Below are 17964 nucleotides of genomic sequence, written 5' to 3' on the forward strand. Positions count from 1 at the left end.
TAGTGATATTTCAAGATGTAATTCTTGACATTACATCTAGGCCATGTATAATAGTTTTTGTAATAAATAAACTTACAACAGAAGGAGGAAACAACTATGAAAAACATTTTATTTATCGTCGGATCCCTTCGTCAAGGATCTTTTAACCACCAAATGGCTAAGAAAGCAGAAAGCCTTCTTGAAGGAAAAGCAACAGTGACTTACTTGGACTACAAGGACATCCCGATGATGAACCAAGATTTGGAAACTCCAACCTTACCAGCAGTGCAAGCAGCGCGTGATGCGGTCCTTGCGGCAGATGCTATCTGGATCTTCTCACCAGTTTATAACTTTGCTATTCCTGGTGTGGTGAAAAACTTGATCGACTGGTTCAGCCGTGCCCTTGACCTATCAGAAACTCGTGGTCCATCTGCCCTCCAAGACAAGATCGTAACAGTCTCTTCAGTCGCTAATGCAGGACACGAGCCAATGTTTGCGGCTTACCAAGCCCTCTTGCCATTCGTTCGTACACAAGTAGTGGGAGACTTCACAGGAACAACCGTTAACCCAGAAGCTTGGACAACAGGTGAATTGGTCTTGACAGACGAAGCAATCGCAGGATTGGAAAAACAAGCCCAAGCCTTGTTGGAAGCGTAAAAAAGCTGAGACTTCTGTCTCAGCTTTTTTAGATACTAAACAATTGTCCGAAGAGATAGGTAACACCCATAGTCAGTAGTCCGATGACCAAGTTACGGATCATGGCTTGCTTGGTAGGAGCTTTTCCTAGCTTGGCACTGGTGTAGCCAGTAAAGAGAAGGGAAAGGGCGACGATGATCACCGTTGCTGGGATCCGGATTTCTTTTGGCAAGAGGATGATCGACAGCATAGGAGGAAGAGATCCGAGGACAAAGGCAATAAAGCTCGAGATGGCCGCATGCCAAGGATTAGTAAACTCTTCAAACTCCAGGCCATATTTTTCTTCCACCAAGGCTTTGAGAGGGTGTTTGAGAAAGGCCCGCTCGGTCATGATTTGAGCAGCCGTTTCACATTCCCCATTTTGAATATAGGCCACATAGAGGGAGTCGCGTGCAGCCTTTGGATCGCGATCCAGAAGGGTTTGTTCTCTGCTCACAGCAGCTTCTTCTGTATCCTTTTGGGTAGATACAGAGACGTATTCACCACCCGCCATAGAGAAGGCACCAGCTAGAATTGCAGAGAGACCAGAGAGAAAGATGATCCAGAGGTTACTGGTCGCACTGGCAACCCCGATAACAACTCCAGCGATTGAGATAATGCCATCATTGGCACCGAGCACTCCAGCCCGTAAGATATTTAAGCGGTCGTTGAAAGAAGCATCAAGGCCATGTTTTGTTTCAGTCATACTTGTCTCCTGATTCCTTATTTAGAATGATTATAATTAAAGTTAAGTAATATTGCAAGACTTTTGTCCTAAATGATAAAAGTTCGACAATTTAAGAAAGGTCTATAATGGGTAGAAGGTCTATCTCATCTTAAAAATGTACCGTCAGCAGAAGGAGCTAAGATATTATAATGCTTTGACAATCGAAATAATTTTAGATATAATTCTATAAATGAATTATGAATAGGAGTCAACCATGAAAAAATTAGTCGCAAGCGGTATTACCCTTCTCTCGGTCTTGACCTTGGTCGCATGTTCGGGAAATCAAACTGCAAAACCAAAGGCTTCTTCAGAGAAGTCTTCAAGCAAGGTGGAGAAATCTTCTTCTAAGAAGTCTTCCTCATCTAAGAAGAAATCATCTTCATCAAAGAAATTTGAATTGACAGATGATACAAGCAGCTCTTCTAGTCAGTCTACTTCAGGCTCTGGCGCTCAAGCAACAGCTCCAGAAGTTGTTTTGGTAACGGATCAAGAAATTGAAAATGCGAAAACAATCGGGGATATCAAGGGACTTTATGCAAAACTAGCTGAAAATTACAAGAAGCATGCCAATGAATTGGGTGAAAAGTTGCCAAAATCTGAACAAGAATCTTACTTCAAGACCTTGGAACCTGGTATCAAGAAGATGGATGAAGAGTTGGCTTCTGTGAATGAAACTCTTACTCAATTTGGAGATGATACAACGCTTTTCCCAGAAGAGCACCGTGCAGCCTTTATTGAGGCCTTCAAAGCAACCCGTGATACCATGACAAATGCTTTGGTAACTGCTTATAAGTTTGTTGGAGGTTTGAGTAGCTAAGGCCCCTGTCTTCTCTGTGGGGACTCAGTTTCCTCAGCTGTAGATTGGATCTGAAAAGAAATAAAGAAAGAGAGAGTGGGACAGAAATCGGTAATTCGTTAGAGTTCGATTTCGTCGTCCCACCTCCGCACAGTTGAGTAGGGCTGTAAAAGCTGATGAAATCAGCGTAGTAGAGCCCACTCAACCACTGCGTCTTGCTCGACTATCCAAAGACAATTGAGAGGCTAGGACTTTTATCCCAGCCTTTTTTTGCTTTCTATCTGAGCTAGTCTTTTAGGGGCAGTCGTGCTATAATCGTACTAGCAGATTATTGAAGGAGAAATTCATGAATCAAACAGTTGAATATCTAAAAGAACTCACAGCCATCGCATCACCGACAGGCTTTACAGAAGAAGTGGCTACCTATCTAGTCAAGACTTTGACAGACATGGGCTACAGCCCTGTTCGGACAGCTAAGGGAGGCGTAACCGTTGTCCTCAAGGGTGAGAATGACGAGCAACACCGCTACATCACAGCCCATGTGGATACCTTGGGAGCGATTGTCCGTGCTGTGAAACCAGATGGTCGTCTCAAGCTGGATCGCATCGGTGGCTTCCCTTGGAACATGATCGAAGGGGAAAACTGTACCGTCCATGTGGCCAATACAGGAAAGACACATTCGGGTACTATTCTTGTCCACCAAACCTCTTGCCACGTCTACAAGGATGCGGGAACTGTGGAGCGGACTCAGGACAATATGGAAGTGCGCTTGGATGAAAAAGTGACCTCTGAAAAAGAAACCCGTGACTTGGGGATTGAAGTCGGAGACTTTATCAGCTTTGATGCTCGGACCATCGTCACAGATACAGGCTTTATCAAGTCTCGTCACTTGGATGACAAGGTCAGCGCTGCCATCTTGCTTAATCTCCTTCGCGTCTACAAGGAAGAAGGCGTGACCCTACCAGTGACGACTCACTTTGCCTTTTCTGTCTTTGAAGAAGTGGGACATGGGGCTAACTCTAGCATCCCAGCTCAAGCGGTTGAATACTTAGCAGTGGACATGGGGGCGATGGGAGATGACCAGCAGACAGACGAGTACACAGTTTCTATCTGTGTCAAAGATGCTTCGGGTCCTTACCACTATGGTTTCCGCCAACACTTGGTTTCCTTGGCCAAGGAGCAAAATATCTCTTACAAACTGGACATCTATCCTTTCTATGGATCCGACGCCTCCGCAGCCATGAGTGCAGGAGCAGAAGTCAAGCATGGTCTTCTCGGAGCAGGGATCGAGTCTAGCCATTCCTATGAGCGGACCCATGTGGATTCAGTGGTGGCGACAGAGCGCATGGTCGATGCCTATCTAAAGAGTGACTTGGTGAAATAGGGGTCATTTTCAAATTTAAAAAATCGGATGAAATCTGCTTGGACAAGCTGTCTAGGCAGATTTTTTAGGATAAACTGTCAAAAAATTCTTGACAAGCCTAAAAAATGTAGTAAAATATGTAGTAAATCAGAAAGTAACTAGTCTAAGATTTTCAGGGAGCCTGCGGGTATTGTGAGCAGGTAGTCGGAGCTAGTGAACATTGGGCTGATTGTTTAGAGTAGGAGAAGATAACACATATTCTTCTCGGTAGGCACCCCTTATCGTGCAACTCCTTGTTAGAGGAGATAGAGATAATGGTCGTTTTCTACCCTTTTGACCATTAACTGAGGTGGTACCGTGTTAAACCCGATTTAATGCCCTCACAGAGTGTTACTCTGTGAGGTTTTTTGTATTCTTTTGAAGTTGGTCTAGTTGTTAACTTTAAAGAGTATTGGATGTGATTGGATCAGGACTTGCATCGCTTCGTCCCTAGGAAAAGAAAGGAATTCCTATGAAAAAAATTTTACCAGCTGATACCTTAACCCCCATTCTAGCCTACATGCGTGTCCAAGGTGACCATAAGGTCATCCTTGAGTCAATCCCGCGCGAGAAGGAGAACGCCCGCTTTTCTATCGTGGCCTATAATCCAGTATTTGAGGTGGTCTATCAGGATGGGATCCTGTATGAGAATGGCAAGGTGTTGGAGCAAGATCCTTTTGACTATCTACACCAGGTAACGGTCAAGGGGCTGACGTCTGATCTTCCTTTTGCCGGTGGAGCTATCGGCTTTGCAGGCTATGATATGATCGGGGTTTACGAAGAGATTGGACGGATTCCTCAGGATACGATCGGGACACCAGACATGCATTTCTTCATCTACGAGTCCTATGTGATTTTTGACCACAAGAAGGAAAAAGTCTATGTGGTGGAGGACAATATCTACTCTGGTCGGAGCAATGATACAGTCCGTCAATCACTGGGGCAAGTGGTGACCGATCTGCAAACCCAAGCGCCCAATGAGTTCACCCCTCAGGCCTTGCAGGCTCTGCAGTTCAGCAACCACATTGAGAAGGAAGTTTTTATGGAGATGGTGGATCAGGCTAAGAAGCTGATCCGCGAAGGCGATATGTTCCAGTGTGTCCTCAGTCAACGCTTCTCAGCAGACTTCGAGGGAGATCCCTTGGATTATTACCGAAATTTGCGCGTGACCAATCCGTCCAACTATCTTTATTTCTATGACTTTGGAGACTACCAGATCATTGGGGCCAGTCCGGAAAGCCTGGTATCTGTGAAAAAAGGAGAGGTGACGACGAATCCGATCGCCGGAACTCGACCTCGTGGAGCGACGGAAGAAGAGGACCAAGCTCTGGCTCATGAACTCCTCCACGATATCAAGGAGACAGCTGAACACCGCATGCTGGTGGATCTGGGACGCAATGATATCGGGAAAAACGCCCAAAATGGGACGGTCGAAGTGACCAAGTATATGGAGGTCGAGTATTTCCGCTATGTCATGCACCTGACCAGTGTGGTCAAGGGTCAACTCCTTCCTCACCTAACAGCCCTGGATGCCCTTAAGGCTACACTACCAGCGGGAACAGTCTCTGGAGCTCCTAAGATTCGGGCCATGCGTCGGATCTATGAGTTGGAACAGGAAAAACGTGGGGTCTATGCGGGTGCGATCGGCTACCTCTCCGCGACAGGGGACATGGACTTTGCCATTGCTATCCGAACCATGATCCTCAAAAATCAAAAGGCCTATGTCCAAGCAGGAGCAGGGATTGTCTATGACAGTGTTCCGGAGAATGAATTTTACGAGACGATTAACAAAGCAAAATCGATGACAAGAATAGGAGATGTTCAATGATTTTATTAGTGGATAATTATGATTCCTTTACCTATAATTTGGCCCAATACCTGGGAACTTTTACAGAGGTTGAGGTCTTGCGAAATGATGACGAGCGCTTATATGAGCAGGCGGAGGTGGCAGATGCCCTCGTCTTCTCCCCCGGTCCAGGCTGGCCGGCAGATGCTGGGAAAATGGAAGCCATGATCAAGGACTTTGCAGCTAAAAAACCTATGTTAGGGATTTGCTTGGGTCACCAAGCCCTGGCGGAGACTTTTGGCGGTAAGTTGCGCTTGGCTAAGAATGTCATGCATGGCAAACAAAGCCAGATTACCTTTGAAACGCCATCTCCCATTTTCAAAGATATCGAGAATGATGTACCCATCATGCGTTACCATTCTATCGTCGTTGACCAAATGCCAGAAGAATTTGAGGTTACGGCCATTACCACGGACGACCAAGAAATCATGGCCATTCAACACAAGAGCCTGCCCATCTACGGACTTCAGTATCATCCTGAGAGTATCGGCAGTCCAGATGGTCTAAAAATGATCGAAAATTTTGTGAAGCTAGTCCTAGACTAGACCAGCAGTTCCAAGCAGATAAAATTTCTATTGAAACGTGTAGAAAAGACAAGAGGAAACCTTTATGAAAGAATTATTCTTACAAATCTCTAATCGCCAAGACTTGACGCAAGAGCAGGTCCAAGAAGTCTTTGATCAAATCTTGCAGAACCAACTATCAGAAAGTCAAATCGCTGCCTTTTTGATGGGACTCAAAACCAAGGGGGAAACAGCGGATGAAATTACGGGGATCGTTCGCGCCTTAAAGGCCCATGCGACGGTATTTCCAGAGACCTTCTCAGATGCCATGTGTAACTGTGGGACTGGTGGCGATCAATCCTATAGCTTTAACATTTCGACGACTGTTTGCTTCGTTTTGGCTGCTGGTGGGATCCGCATGGCCAAGGCCGGCAATCGCTCTGTTTCTTCTAAGTCGGGCTCTGCAGATGTCCTAGAAGAACTTGGCATCAACGTGGCTGCCTCACCAGAGATCCTTTCGAAAGCTTTGGATGAGGTTGGTTTAGCCTTTATCTTTGCGCAGACCATGCATCCGGCTATGCGCTTCATTGGCCCAGCTCGCCAAGCTATGGGGATTCCAACTATTATGAACCTTGTCGGCCCTCTCGCTAATCCGTTGGATCTAGAAACGCAACTCATGGGTCTCTATCGTGCCGAATTGCAAGAGATTGTCGCACGTGCCATTCAACAGTTGGGACGTAAACGTGCCGTCGTTATCACAGGTCCTGACAATATGGACGAAGCGGCTCTTTATGGAACCAATACCTACACCCTGCTAGAAAATGGCAAGATCAGCCAGCATACCTTTACCTATGAAGATCTGGGTATGGACAAGGTGGAGTTGTCTGAAATTACTGGTGGTGATGCCAAGGAAAATGCTAAGATTCTCCTTAGTGTCTTGAAGAATGAAGCCAGCCCTTATCTGGAAACAACGGTTCTCAACGCAGGTCTTGGTTTCTATGCCAATGGAAAAGTCGCAACCATCAAAGAAGGTGTAGAGTTGGCACGTCAATTGATTGCGGATGGTTCTGCCCTTGCTAAATTGCAACACTTACAAGAGGTTCAAGTATGAGTAAAGCCTTTCTACCGACAATCCTAGAACAAAAAGAAAAAGAAGTGGCGCAAATGGTCATGGAAGATCTCCAGCCTCTCCGTCAGACCTATCGTCTCTATGATTTTCTCAAAAGCCATCAAGAGCACTTGCAGATCATCGCTGAGGTGAAGAAAGCCAGCCCTAGTATGGGGGATATCAATCTGGATGTAGATATTGTCGCCCAAGCCAAGACCTATGAAGAAAATGGGGCAGCCATGATCTCGGTTCTGACGGACCAAGTCTTCTTCAAGGGAGATCTAGACTACCTTCGTGAGATTTCTTCCCAGGTGACGATTCCAACCTTGGCCAAGGATTTTATCATTGATGAGAAACAGATTGTCCGATCTCGTAATGCCGGAGCTACGGTTATTCTCTTGATTGTCGCAACTCTGCCAGAAGCCCGGCTCAAGGAGCTTTATGATTTTGCGACGGGGCTTGGTTTGGAGGTGCTGGTAGAAACCCATAACTTACCTGAGCTCGAAATAGCCCATCGGATCGGGGCTGACATCATCGGAGTAAACAACCGGAACCTGGTCACCTTTGAAACGGATCTGAATGCTAGTCTTGAATTGTCTACACATTTTAAAGACCAGCCGGTTTATATATCGGAGTCCGCTATTTTTAATGGTGCAGATGCGGCTCTAGTCGCTCCCTACTTTAATGGGATCTTGGTAGGGACTGCCCTCATGACAGCAGGGGATGTAGCAGAAAAGGTCAAGGAGTTGCAAATTGACAAAGGTTAAAATATGTGGCCTGTCTACAGTGGAAGCAGTGGAGACGGCTGTCCTAGCAGGTGCAGACTATATCGGTTTTGTTTTCGCTGAGAGCAAGCGACAAGTCAGTCTGGAGCAAGCCCACGAATTAGCAAAACTGGTGACTGGCAAGACCAAAATTGTTGGAGTCTTTGTCTCACCAAGTCTAGAGGAGTTGGAGCAAGCCATTGCTCAGGTTCCCTTAGACATCGTTCAGATTCATGGAATGTTTGATGAAACACTGATTCCAAAGATCTCAGTTCCAGTCATTCGAGCAATCCAGCTCAGTGAGCAGGAAGCTAAAGTAACCAGCCCGGCAGATTTTCTGCTCTTTGATGCTCCCGTAGCTGGGAGTGGGCGAACCTTTGATTGGGACTTGCTGAAAGATCAGAAGATTCAGCAGAATTTCTTTATTGCAGGGGGCTTGACAGTGGACAATGTCCGCCAAGCTCGAGAGACCTTTCAGCCTTATGCCCTGGATGTCTCTTCAGGGGTCGAAACAGACGGACGCAAAGATATAGAAAAGATAAAAGCATTTATAAAAGGAGCGAAAGCATGAACTATCAACTACCGGATGAAAAAGGGTTTTATGGGAAATTTGGGGGCCAGTTTGTCCCAGAAACCCTGATGACAGCCGTGATCGAACTGGATAAGGCTTACCGAGAAGCCAAAGCAGATCCAAGCTTTCAAGCGGAATTGGATGACTTGCTCAAGAATTATGTAGGGCGGGAGACTCCACTTTACCACGCCAAAAGCCTCTCCAAGCACATCGGAGGAGCGCAAATCTACCTGAAACGGGAAGACCTCAACCATACAGGGGCCCACAAGATTAACAATGCCCTTGGTCAGGTCTTGCTGGCTAAACGGATGGGCAAGAAGAAGATTATCGCGGAGACAGGGGCTGGTCAACACGGGGTTGCGACAGCGACGGCAGCGGCACTCTTTGAGATGGAGTGTACCATTTATATGGGGGAAGAAGATGTCAAACGCCAAGCCCTCAATGTCTTTCGGATGGAGCTCTTGGGAGCAAAAGTCCATAGTGTGACAGATGGATCGCGCGTGCTGAAAGATGCGGTCAATGCGGCCCTTCGTGCATGGGTAGCTGGGATTGATGATACCCACTACATCATGGGTTCTGCCCTTGGACCAGCTCCCTTCCCAGAGATTGTTCGAGATTTTCAATCCGTGATTGGTAAGGAAGCCAAACGTCAGTTTGCTGAAGTCTCAGGTGGAAAACTTCCTGATGCGGTCCTAGCCTGTATCGGTGGAGGCTCCAATGCCATTGGCATGTTCTACCCCTTTGTAGAAGACGAATCTGTAGCCATGTACGGAGCAGAGGCATCTGGTCTTGGTTTGGATACGGACAAACACGCAGCCACCTTTGCCAAAGGTCGTCCAGGAATCCTTCACGGAGCCTTGATGGAAGTGCTTCAAGATGCCCATGGACAGATCATGGAGGCTTTCTCTATCTCTGCTGGATTGGATTATCCTGGTGTGGGGCCAGAGCATTGCTATTTTAATGAAATTGGCCGGGCAAGCTATGATTCCATCACGGATGAAGAAGCCCTCGAAGGATTTAAGTTGCTCTCTCGTTTGGAGGGAATCATTCCAGCATTGGAGTCCAGTCATGCTATCGCTCTAGCGCAAAAAGTCGCAGCAAAAATGACTCCGGACCAAACGCTCATCATCTGCCTATCTGGTCGTGGAGACAAGGATGTCATGCAGGTGAAAGAACGGTTTGAAGCAGAAGGGAAGTAGAGATGACCAAAACACTAACACAGCATTTACAAGCCATTAAAGACAGCAAGCGTGGGATCTTCGTCCCTTACATCATGGCGGGGGATCATGAGAAGGGACTAGATGGGCTTTTTGAGACCATTCAGCTCTTGGAAGAAAGTGGAGCATCGGCTATTGAAGTGGGGATTCCTTGGTCGGATCCTGTAGCGGATGGGCCAGTCATCGAGATGGCTGGGCAACGTAGTTTGGCCAAGGGAGTGACCTTAACCGCTATTGTAAAAAAACTCCAAGAACAAGAGACCAAGATTCCTCTGGTCATCATGACCTATATCAATCCAGTCTTCCAATATGGTATAGAGGCTTTTATAAAAGAATTGGCTTCTACCTCCGTCAAAGGCTTGATCATTCCCGACTTGCCAAATGAACATGCGGATATGATAGCACCTTACTTGGAAGGGAGTGATATTGCCCTTGTACCCTTGGTCAGCTTGACCACAGGCATCGAACGCCAAAAGGCCTTGATCCAAGAAGCAGAAGGTTTTATCTATGCGGTAGCCATCAATGGGGTTACTGGAAAGATGGGCAATTACCGGGACGACTTGGATCAGCACTTGGCGACCTTGAGAGACCTGGCCACTATTCCAGTTCTGACAGGATTTGGGGTCTCCACCCAAGAAGATATCCAACGCTTTAATCAGGTATCAGATGGTGTCATCGTGGGGTCAAAAATTGTTCGGGACCTTCATGAGGGCAAAACCAGCGATGTTAAGGACTTTGTAGACTATGGTTCACACTTTAATAAATGCTAAGGATAAGAAAAATTACAAAATTAAATAAATTTTCAGAAAATTACTTCTCTTCTGAAAATCTTTGTGGTATAATCTTAAGACAACCTTAAAAATTTATTAGGAGTAAACAATGAAAAAAAGAAATGTCATTGCTCTTGCAGGAGTAGCTCTTCTTTCAGCAGGTATTCTTGCAGCATGTTCTGGTGGTTCTAAATCATCAAGCTCAAGCTCAAAATCAAGTGAAGCAGGTCAAAAATTCTCTTACGTCTATGAGACAGAACCTGAAAACTTGAACTACATCACATCTGGTAAAGCTGCAACCCACGAAATCACAGGAAACTTGATTGATGGTTTGTTTGAAAACGACAAGTATGGAAATTTGATTCCTTCACTTGCTAAAGATTGGACAGTTTCTCAAGATGGCTTGACTTATACTTACAAACTTCGTGATGATGCCAAATGGTATGATTCAGAAGGGGAAGAGTATGCGGATGTGACAGCAGATGACTTCGTTGCAGGGATCAAGTATGCCGCTGACCACAAGTCTGAAATGCTCTACATCATTCAAAACTCTATCAAGGGCTTGAATGATTATGTTGAAGGTAAGACTTCAGACTTCAAAAATGTAGGCATTAAAGCAGTTGATGATCATACCCTTCAAATCACTTTGAACCAAGCAGAGCCTTTCTGGAATTCTAAGTTGACTCTTGGGATCACTTTCCCAATCAACGAGAAATTCGTTGAATCAAAAGGGGATAAATTTGCCCAAGCAAGTGACACTAGCTCTCTTCTTTACAATGGTCCATACATCTTGAAGAGCTTCACTTCTAAATCATCTATCGAGATGAGCAAGAATGAAAACTACTGGGATAAGGACAATGTTCACATCACAGATGTTAAGCTCGAATACTATGATGGTCAAGACCAAAGTAAATTGGCGAACTCATTTGAGGACAACGCTCTTAGCCTTGCTAAATTGTTCCCAACTGGACCTGGATTTACAGACCAAGCTAAGAAGTTTAAAGATGAAATCATCTACACTCCTCAAGATGCCAGCACCTTCGTTATCGGTGTGAATATCGACCGTCAGTCTTACAAGTACACTGCAAAAACAACAGATGAAGAAAAATCATCTACTAAGAAAGCTCTTTTGAACAAAGACTTCCGTCAATCAATCAGCTTTGCCTTTGACCGTGAAGCCTATGCTGCCCAAGCGAATGGTAAAGATGGAGCAAGCAAACTGATCCGTAACTTGTACATCCCACCTACATTCGTTCAAGCTGATGGTAAGACCTTCGGTGAGATGGTTAAATCTGAGTTGGTGACTTATGGAGACGAGTGGAAAGATGCAAATCTTGACGATGGTCAAAATGGTCTTTACAACGAAAAACAAGCCAAAGAAGAGTTTGCCAAAGCGAAATCTGCACTTGAAGCAGATGGCGTGAAATTCCCAATTCACTTGGATATGCCAGTAGACCAAACGACTCAATCTAAGGTTCAACGTGCTCAATCCTTCAAACAATCGGTTGAAAGTACGCTTGGAAAAGAAAATGTCGTTGTCGATATCCATATGGTATCAAAAGAAGATCTCTTGAACGTGACCCTCTTTGCTGCTAAAGCAGAAGACGAAGATTGGGATATCTCAGATAACGTTGGATGGAGCCCTGACTATCAAGACCCATCAACTTACCTTGATATCTTGAAAGCTTCTTCTGGTGAAAACACTCGTACCTTCCTTGGATTTGACCCAAGCGAAAACAATGAGGCAGCTAAGAAAGTTGGCTTGTACGACTTTGAGAAGATGGTAACAGAAGCAGGAGCTGAAACACAAGACCTTAATAAACGTTATGAGAAATATGCTGCAGCTCAAGCTTGGTTGACAGATAGTGCTTTGGTTATCCCAACCACTTCTAAGACTGGTCGTCCATTCTTGACTCGTGTTGTACCATTCTCAGCACCATTTGGCTGGACCGGTGGTAAAGGGAAAGACAACGTTGTCTACAAAGGTATGGAACTTCAAGACAAGGCTGTAACAACCGAAGACTACAACAAAGCTCTTGAAAAATGGAAGAAAGAGCAAGCAGAGTCTAACCAAAAAGTTCAAGAAGAATTAAAAGATCACGTGAAATAAATATCTTTTGATCGAGGCAAATTTGCCTCGATTTTTTTCTTGTTTAGAATTTGCTATAAAAGCGCTTACATAGTATAATAGCTGTATTGATTACAAAATAGTGAGGTCTCTTTTATGAAAAAGAAAACAGTGGTGTCCATGGTGGCTTCAAGCCTTTTGCTAGCTCCCTTTGTCTTAAATCAAGTGGTAGCAGCAGATGAGAACCTACCAGAGCTTGCTCCAACGAAAGAAGTCGTGACTCAGGTGGCTCCGGAGCCTGTAGCTTCTGAAGGAGCAACTTCCCAGAGTCAGGCAGATCCGTCTGCATCCGCTCCAAATGTGGAACCTAAGAAGGAAGTAGAGGTTTCTGAACCTGCAGGACCGAGTCCAATTGCTGCTGCAGAGGCGGAGAAGGCTGACCAGCCAGTTGGACAAGAAAAGACCGTGGCGGTAACTGAAATAATAAATCTCCCACAGGCACCTCAGGGGGCAGGTGTCCCAGCTAGTCCAGCGGCTTCGACGGGAACATCAACTCCAGCGACAGGACAAGCCTTAACCTCTTACACAGGAAGCTTGGCAAATAGTGAGCTCAAGGATAAGGAATTAACGGTTCAAAATGCTGTTGATGAATTGCTTCAGTGGGCGGCGAAGGATCCTAAGCAGGCTGGTCAATCGGCTGCTGATCGGGAACGCTTTGCTAAGAGTCTAGGGATGATTAGCACTCAAGAGGACTTGAACCGCAAGGTCAGTCAAGAAGAGCTGACCAATATGTATAGCATTGCTAAGAAACTCTATGATGCCTATCGCTCTGAAAAGAAAGCTCCTCTCTTTTTAAATGGGCGGGCTCAACCCATCTTTCCTTATACAAGTGGGGAAAAATCAGATGAAGACTACCACTATGAGGATAGCGAAATCGTCCGCTTCCCAGTCTATGTAGAGACCGATTACGATACAGATGCGGATGGCAAGCGGGACTTAGTCAAGGCCATTGTCCAGTTGCCTAAGGCAGTTGCCAGGGGAGACTTTAAGGCGGCGACCATTCTGGAAGCGCGTCCTTATGTAGCAGGAACCTTGGATGAGAACTATGTGACTCTTGAAAGCTTGGGCTTGCCGACAGATGGCTCCTATGATATGAAGAAGTTGCGGAATCAACCAGCTAAACGACAGGCTGTTGGAAACTCATCAACTGTAGATGCGGCTAAGAAGGCCAAGGCTTCGGATTGGTATTACTACAGTCCCTACGAGTACATCTATGACTACGAAAATCTCAACTGGTACGACTATTTCTTGGTCAGAGGCTATGCCTTTATCTCTAGTGCTGGGCTTGGTACCAAGGGATCAGAAGGATTTAACACCACAGGCTCTGATCTCGAAATCAATGCCTTTAAGAATATTATCGAGTGGGTCAATGGCAAGCGCAAGGCCTACACCGATAAGACTAGCAATGTTGAAATCAAGGCAGACTGGGCCACAGGAAATGTTGCCATGACCGGTCTATCCTGGGCTGGAACCACGACCTTTGGTGTGGCAAGTACAGGAGTCGAAGGCTTGAAGACCATCGTTCCAGCTGCTGGGATCGCTTCTTGGTATGACTATTTCAATAGTCAAGGAACAGCTTATGGGAACCCACCATATAGTGATTTATCTTGGTTGTCCCTCTATGTCGGTACTCGGATCCTAGATGAAAAAGACTGGGCAGGCATTTGGCAAAATTATGCCAACTATATCAACCAGCTCAACAAGGACCAAAATGCGCACGAACGCAATTACAGCGATGTCTGGAAGGAGCGGGATTATACCCTTCATCCTGAAAAATTCAAGACCAGTGCCCTCTTGGTTCACGGCTTGAATGATGACAACGTTAAAACCAAGCATTTTGAACTCATGTACGATGCCCTCAAGAAGGCAGGCCAAAATGTCAAGCTCTATCTCCACCAGGGAGACCACGTCTATCCAGCAGCCATGTCTCGTGGTTATGGTATTCAGGCCAATGGCCAAGATTTCTATGATCTTTTGAATACCTGGCTTAGTCATTACTTGTACGGGGTAGAGAATCAAGTTGACAAATTACCAGCTGTCTTGGCTCAAAACAACTATGACCCAAGCAAGTGGACCACTTATGATAACTGGAAGACTTCACAACGCCTCTTCCTCAATGCCCAGTCGAAACGCTTGGAAGAGACGATTTCAAGTGATTACGCAGGAGCTGGCATAGAGATTGCTAAACGCAACGAAACTGTAAGTCAAGGTTCTTCAAAAGCCAACATGACCTTTGTGTCAGAGGTGACAGAAGATACTACCATCAAAGGGCATATCCCTGTGCACTTCAAGGCAGCCCTGGCTAAGGGGAAAGGCAAAAACTTCCAGATCAATGCCCTTTTAGTCGACGTCTCTGATGAGGAATTTGATGTGGTCGGCAACGGTGGCGTCAAAGCAGATAAAAAAGCAGACGGCTTCTGGATGGGAAGTAACCTTTCTAATCTCTCTGTAGCAGAGTTTGAGACCATTAAGACCAAATACAAGGTCATTGCTAAAGGATGGATCAACCTGGCCAACCCTGAGTCTGGCTATGATTCAGCCAGCTCAAGAAATAGTATCGAGCCAAAAGTTGGAGAATTCCACGACTATACGGTCCATCTCCAACCAAACCTCTATACGGTTAAAAAGGGCCACAAATTAGCCCTAGTCTTCAATACCTATGATCCATCTGACTTAACCGTTGAAAATCCTTACGAAGTCACCTTCAAGACAGATTCTATCCGTGCGACCATTCCGATTGTAGAAGGGACGCGTTCGCAAGTAGCTACTTATCTTCCTAACGCGGCTGATACAGCATATGCTGCCCTTCCAGAGATTCAAGGAGCCAAATTGGTAGAACCAGCAGTTCATTACATCGAAGAATACCATCTGCCAGTCCTTCCAGAGCCTGAAAGATATGGTAGATCAGAGATTCCTGCTGGTACAAATCTTCGTCCACTCGTCAAAACGGCTGAGAAAGAAACTGCAAAACCAGAATCTCTATCTGTTGCTTATGGACAAACATTTGTCTATGAGACGGGTAAAGCAGTAGTTCCAGCGCAAGAAAAAGCAGGTCAGCTTCCTCAAACAGGCACTGAAAAGGAATGGATAGGATTCTATGGGTTAGGTACCCTCCTCTTGTCTAGCCTTCTTTTCTGGAAGAAAAAGAAAGAAGATGTCCAAGGCTGAGAACGTAGCAAATATTTCTAAAAACTAGAATTTTGGTGTAGAATAGAACTATCAATGAGAGATTAGTGGAAAGCACTGATCAAAGGAGGAACTATGGTACACGTACTAACAGATGCAACATTTGAACAAGAAACTAGCCAAAGCTTGGTCTTGGTGGACTTCTGGGCAACTTGGTGTGGTCCTTGCCGGATGCAGGCACCAATCTTGGAACAGTTGGCAGAAGAGATCCATGAAGATGACTTGAAGATCTTTAAGATGGATGTGGATGAAAATCCAAACACTGCTCGTAATTTTGGCATCATGTCTATCCCAACACTCTTGTTCAAGAAAGATGGCCAAGTGGTGAAACAAGTCGCTGGTGTTCACACCAAAGAACAACTCAAAGCAATTGTTGCGGAATTAAGCTAAGATAAAAGAAGCCCTTGGCTTCTTAGCGTATCAAACTCGTTCACTTCCGATGATGGAAGTGGGCGAGTTTTTTTCTTTTTATGAATTTGTTAACAGAATAAGATAAGGAATTGACAGCGCTTTCCTAAGGTGTTAGAATGAACCTGTGGTTTGCCATAAAATATAAGAAAGAGAGTAGGACAGAAATCGGTAATTCGTTAGAATTCGATTTCGTCGTCCCACCTCCGCACAGTTGAGTAGGGCTGTAAAAGCTGATGAAATCAGCGTAGTAGAGCCCACTCAACCACTGCGTCTTGCTCGACAATCCAAAGACAATTGAAAGGCTAGAACTTTTGTCCTAGCCTCTTCAGTCAATTAAATTTTCTAGTTAGTCTGCTAAAATCCATACGCTGACGGAGCGTTCTGAGACTGGGAAATCAGCCCAGCCGTCTTCTTGGATTTGAACGGGTTCCTGGTAATTTCCTAGGGCATCGTAGTAGGTCTGTCCTGCATATGCTTGGCCGATTTCCATGCGTTTGGCAGATGCAGCCGCATTTGAAATGACGCAGGCGATAGGAGAAGACTCTTCCGTTCCAGAGCGAGTCCAACCAATGCAGTTAGGATCGTCAAAGTAGTCCCTTTGTTCACCGTAGGATAAGTCTTTGCGGATACGAAGGAGTTGATCCAGATCCGCTTGGAAATCCTGCTGAGCAAAGTCCCCTGAAATGCCGTAATAGTCTCCATAAAAGACACATGGAAGTCCGGCCTCGCGGAGGAGAATGAGGGCGTAAGCAGCAGGCTTGAACCATTCACCAACAGTGGACTCTAAGGCTTGTCCTCTCTGGGTATCGTGATTATCGACAAAGGTTACAGCACTTTCTGGATGATTGCTTGCGAGCGTACCATTGAAAATAGTGGTTAAATCAAAGTTTTCCCCTTCTTGGCTAGCTCTAAAGAGATTTTGGTGGAGGGCAACGTCGACTAAGTCGAACTGATAGTCAATGCTAGCTAGGTAGTCATTGTTGCTTTGTTCATCCCCGTTCCAAAACTCACCAAATACGTAGAAATCGTCTCCATATTTGTCCGTGATTTGCTGGATGAAGTTCTTCATAAAGAAGGAGTCGATGTGTTTAACCGCATCGAGACGGAAGCCTTCTACCCCAGTTGTTTCAATAAACCATTCAGCCCATTGGTTGAGGTTTTCGACCACTTCTGGGTGTTTGAAGTCGATATCAGCGTACATGAGGTAATCATAGTTGCCGTTTTCGCTGTCGACCAGATCATCCTGTGCCCAACCTTTGTTTTCCCCTTGGATTTGGTAGATGCCACTCTTATTGCGGGAAGCATCGTAGTCGGTACCGGTGAAGTGGTACCAGTGCCAGTGGAAGTCATTGTAGGCTCCATTTCGGCCATCAAAGGTAAATTTGGTCCAGCCCTTGATAGTAAAGGGCTCTGTCAAGACAATGGTCCGATCGTTAGGGTCCACTTCGACCACTTCAAATTTTTCTAAACCATCGGCTGCTGCCTTATGGTTGAGGACTACATCAGCCATAGGCTGGATTCCAGCTTCTTTTAAGGCTTGGATGGCTTGCAAGTAGTCGTCTTTGAATCCATACTTGGTGCGGACAGTCCCTTTTTGGTCAAACTCTCCAAGGTCAAAGAGGTCATAGACGCCATAGCCGACATCATTGGCAGATGTTGCTTTAAAAGCAGGTGGCATCCAGATTTTACGAATGCCCAAATCTGCCAGGTGAGGAGCATCTGCAGCTAAGCGGGACCAGTGTTGGCCATCTGAGGGTAGGTACCATTCAAAATATTGCATTAAGGTTTGATTTTCCATTTTGTTCTCATCTTTCGTGAATAATGCCTTATTTTACCAAAAATGACAGGATAGGGCAAAGGTTTGCACTCTCGAAAACGCTG

At 45.5% G+C, this 17964-nt stretch carries 15 protein-coding genes; 13 read left to right on the forward strand and 2 right to left on the reverse strand.

Features of this window, described 5'->3' with window-relative positions; all coding sequences use genetic code 11:
* Positions 1-96 precede the first annotated feature (96 nt).
* A complete protein-coding gene (locus tag QM873_RS04165) occupies positions 97-636 on the forward strand; it encodes an NADPH-dependent FMN reductase (protein WP_123160439.1) in 540 nt (179 codons plus the stop codon).
* A gap of 28 nt (positions 637-664) precedes the next feature.
* Here QM873_RS04165 and QM873_RS04170 read toward each other — a convergent pair whose 3' ends face one another.
* Positions 665-1360, reverse strand: a complete 696-nt coding sequence (locus QM873_RS04170) for a VIT1/CCC1 transporter family protein (RefSeq protein WP_120701792.1) — start codon at positions 1358-1360, stop codon at positions 665-667.
* A gap of 235 nt (positions 1361-1595) precedes the next feature.
* Between QM873_RS04170 and QM873_RS04175 the strand changes: the two genes are divergently transcribed.
* From QM873_RS04175 to trxA, 12 genes are all read left to right on the forward strand, one after another.
* Positions 1596-2198 (forward strand): hypothetical protein, encoded by a 603-nt coding sequence (locus tag QM873_RS04175; RefSeq protein ID WP_120701793.1) that lies wholly within the window; start codon positions 1596-1598, stop codon positions 2196-2198.
* A gap of 325 nt (positions 2199-2523) precedes the next feature.
* Positions 2524-3561: a M42 family metallopeptidase gene (locus QM873_RS04180; RefSeq protein WP_414278862.1), complete on the forward strand. Its 1038-nt coding sequence runs from the start codon at positions 2524-2526 to the stop codon at positions 3559-3561.
* Between the two features lie 490 nt (positions 3562-4051).
* Positions 4052-5407: an anthranilate synthase component I gene (gene trpE, locus QM873_RS04185; RefSeq protein WP_414278863.1), complete on the forward strand. Its 1356-nt coding sequence runs from the start codon at positions 4052-4054 to the stop codon at positions 5405-5407.
* On the forward strand, positions 5404-5970 hold the full coding sequence (locus tag QM873_RS04190; RefSeq protein ID WP_129821930.1) for an aminodeoxychorismate/anthranilate synthase component II: 567 nt from the start codon (positions 5404-5406) through the stop codon (positions 5968-5970). Before trpE ends, QM873_RS04190 begins: the two co-directional genes overlap by 4 nt.
* A gap of 64 nt (positions 5971-6034) precedes the next feature.
* Entirely contained in the window at positions 6035-7039 is a 1005-nt protein-coding gene (gene trpD, locus QM873_RS04195; protein ID WP_414278864.1) for an anthranilate phosphoribosyltransferase, read from the forward strand.
* On the forward strand, positions 7036-7803 hold the full coding sequence (gene trpC, locus QM873_RS04200) for an indole-3-glycerol phosphate synthase TrpC (protein WP_414278865.1): 768 nt from the start codon (positions 7036-7038) through the stop codon (positions 7801-7803). The genes trpD and trpC overlap by 4 nt, the downstream gene beginning before the upstream one ends.
* Entirely contained in the window at positions 7790-8371 is a 582-nt protein-coding gene (locus QM873_RS04205; protein WP_414278866.1) for a phosphoribosylanthranilate isomerase, read from the forward strand. The genes trpC and QM873_RS04205 overlap by 14 nt, the downstream gene beginning before the upstream one ends.
* Positions 8368-9570, forward strand: a complete 1203-nt coding sequence (trpB, locus tag QM873_RS04210) for a tryptophan synthase subunit beta (RefSeq protein WP_343093746.1) — start codon at positions 8368-8370, stop codon at positions 9568-9570. Before QM873_RS04205 ends, trpB begins: the two co-directional genes overlap by 4 nt.
* 2 nt (positions 9571-9572) lie before the next feature.
* Entirely contained in the window at positions 9573-10358 is a 786-nt protein-coding gene (gene trpA, locus QM873_RS04215; protein ID WP_343093745.1) for a tryptophan synthase subunit alpha, read from the forward strand.
* 109 nt (positions 10359-10467) lie between these two features.
* Positions 10468-12468, forward strand: a complete 2001-nt coding sequence (locus QM873_RS04220) for a peptide ABC transporter substrate-binding protein (protein WP_414278867.1) — start codon at positions 10468-10470, stop codon at positions 12466-12468.
* Between the two features lie 114 nt (positions 12469-12582).
* On the forward strand, positions 12583-15654 hold the full coding sequence (locus QM873_RS04225; RefSeq protein ID WP_414278868.1) for a CocE/NonD family hydrolase: 3072 nt from the start codon (positions 12583-12585) through the stop codon (positions 15652-15654).
* 93 nt (positions 15655-15747) lie between these two features.
* Positions 15748-16062 carry a thioredoxin gene (gene trxA, locus QM873_RS04230; protein ID WP_414278869.1) on the forward strand — a complete coding sequence of 105 codons (315 nt, stop codon included), beginning with the start codon at positions 15748-15750 and terminating at the stop codon, positions 16060-16062.
* A gap of 367 nt (positions 16063-16429) precedes the next feature.
* On the opposite strand, the gene QM873_RS04235 is transcribed toward trxA, so the two are convergent.
* Positions 16430-17881: an alpha-amylase gene (locus QM873_RS04235; RefSeq protein WP_195323777.1), complete on the reverse strand. Its 1452-nt coding sequence runs from the start codon at positions 17879-17881 to the stop codon at positions 16430-16432.
* Positions 17882-17964: the final 83 nt, after the last annotated feature.

It is taken from the genome of Streptococcus australis, assembly GCF_047463015.1.
GTDB lineage: Bacteria > Bacillota > Bacilli > Lactobacillales > Streptococcaceae > Streptococcus > Streptococcus australis_F.

Bases quoted from the DNA above. Each gene is read 5' to 3' on its own strand.
- QM873_RS04165 (WP_123160439.1), top strand. From the start codon at position 97: ATGAAAAACATTTTATTTATCGTCGGATCCCTTCGTCAAGGATCTTTT.
- QM873_RS04170 (WP_120701792.1), bottom strand. From the start codon at position 1,360: ATGACTGAAACAAAACATGGCCTTGATGCTTCTTTCAACGACCGCTTA.
- QM873_RS04175 (WP_120701793.1), top strand. From the start codon at position 1,596: ATGAAAAAATTAGTCGCAAGCGGTATTACCCTTCTCTCGGTCTTGACC.
- QM873_RS04180 (WP_414278862.1), top strand. From the start codon at position 2,524: ATGAATCAAACAGTTGAATATCTAAAAGAACTCACAGCCATCGCATCA.
- trpE (WP_414278863.1), top strand. From the start codon at position 4,052: ATGAAAAAAATTTTACCAGCTGATACCTTAACCCCCATTCTAGCCTAC.
- QM873_RS04190 (WP_129821930.1), top strand. From the start codon at position 5,404: ATGATTTTATTAGTGGATAATTATGATTCCTTTACCTATAATTTGGCC.
- trpD (WP_414278864.1), top strand. From the start codon at position 6,035: ATGAAAGAATTATTCTTACAAATCTCTAATCGCCAAGACTTGACGCAA.
- trpC (WP_414278865.1), top strand. From the start codon at position 7,036: ATGAGTAAAGCCTTTCTACCGACAATCCTAGAACAAAAAGAAAAAGAA.
- trpB (WP_343093746.1), top strand. From the start codon at position 8,368: ATGAACTATCAACTACCGGATGAAAAAGGGTTTTATGGGAAATTTGGG.
- trpA (WP_343093745.1), top strand. From the start codon at position 9,573: ATGACCAAAACACTAACACAGCATTTACAAGCCATTAAAGACAGCAAG.
- QM873_RS04220 (WP_414278867.1), top strand. From the start codon at position 10,468: ATGAAAAAAAGAAATGTCATTGCTCTTGCAGGAGTAGCTCTTCTTTCA.
- QM873_RS04225 (WP_414278868.1), top strand. From the start codon at position 12,583: ATGAAAAAGAAAACAGTGGTGTCCATGGTGGCTTCAAGCCTTTTGCTA.
- trxA (WP_414278869.1), top strand. From the start codon at position 15,748: ATGGTACACGTACTAACAGATGCAACATTTGAACAAGAAACTAGCCAA.
- QM873_RS04235 (WP_195323777.1), bottom strand. From the start codon at position 17,881: ATGGAAAATCAAACCTTAATGCAATATTTTGAATGGTACCTACCCTCA.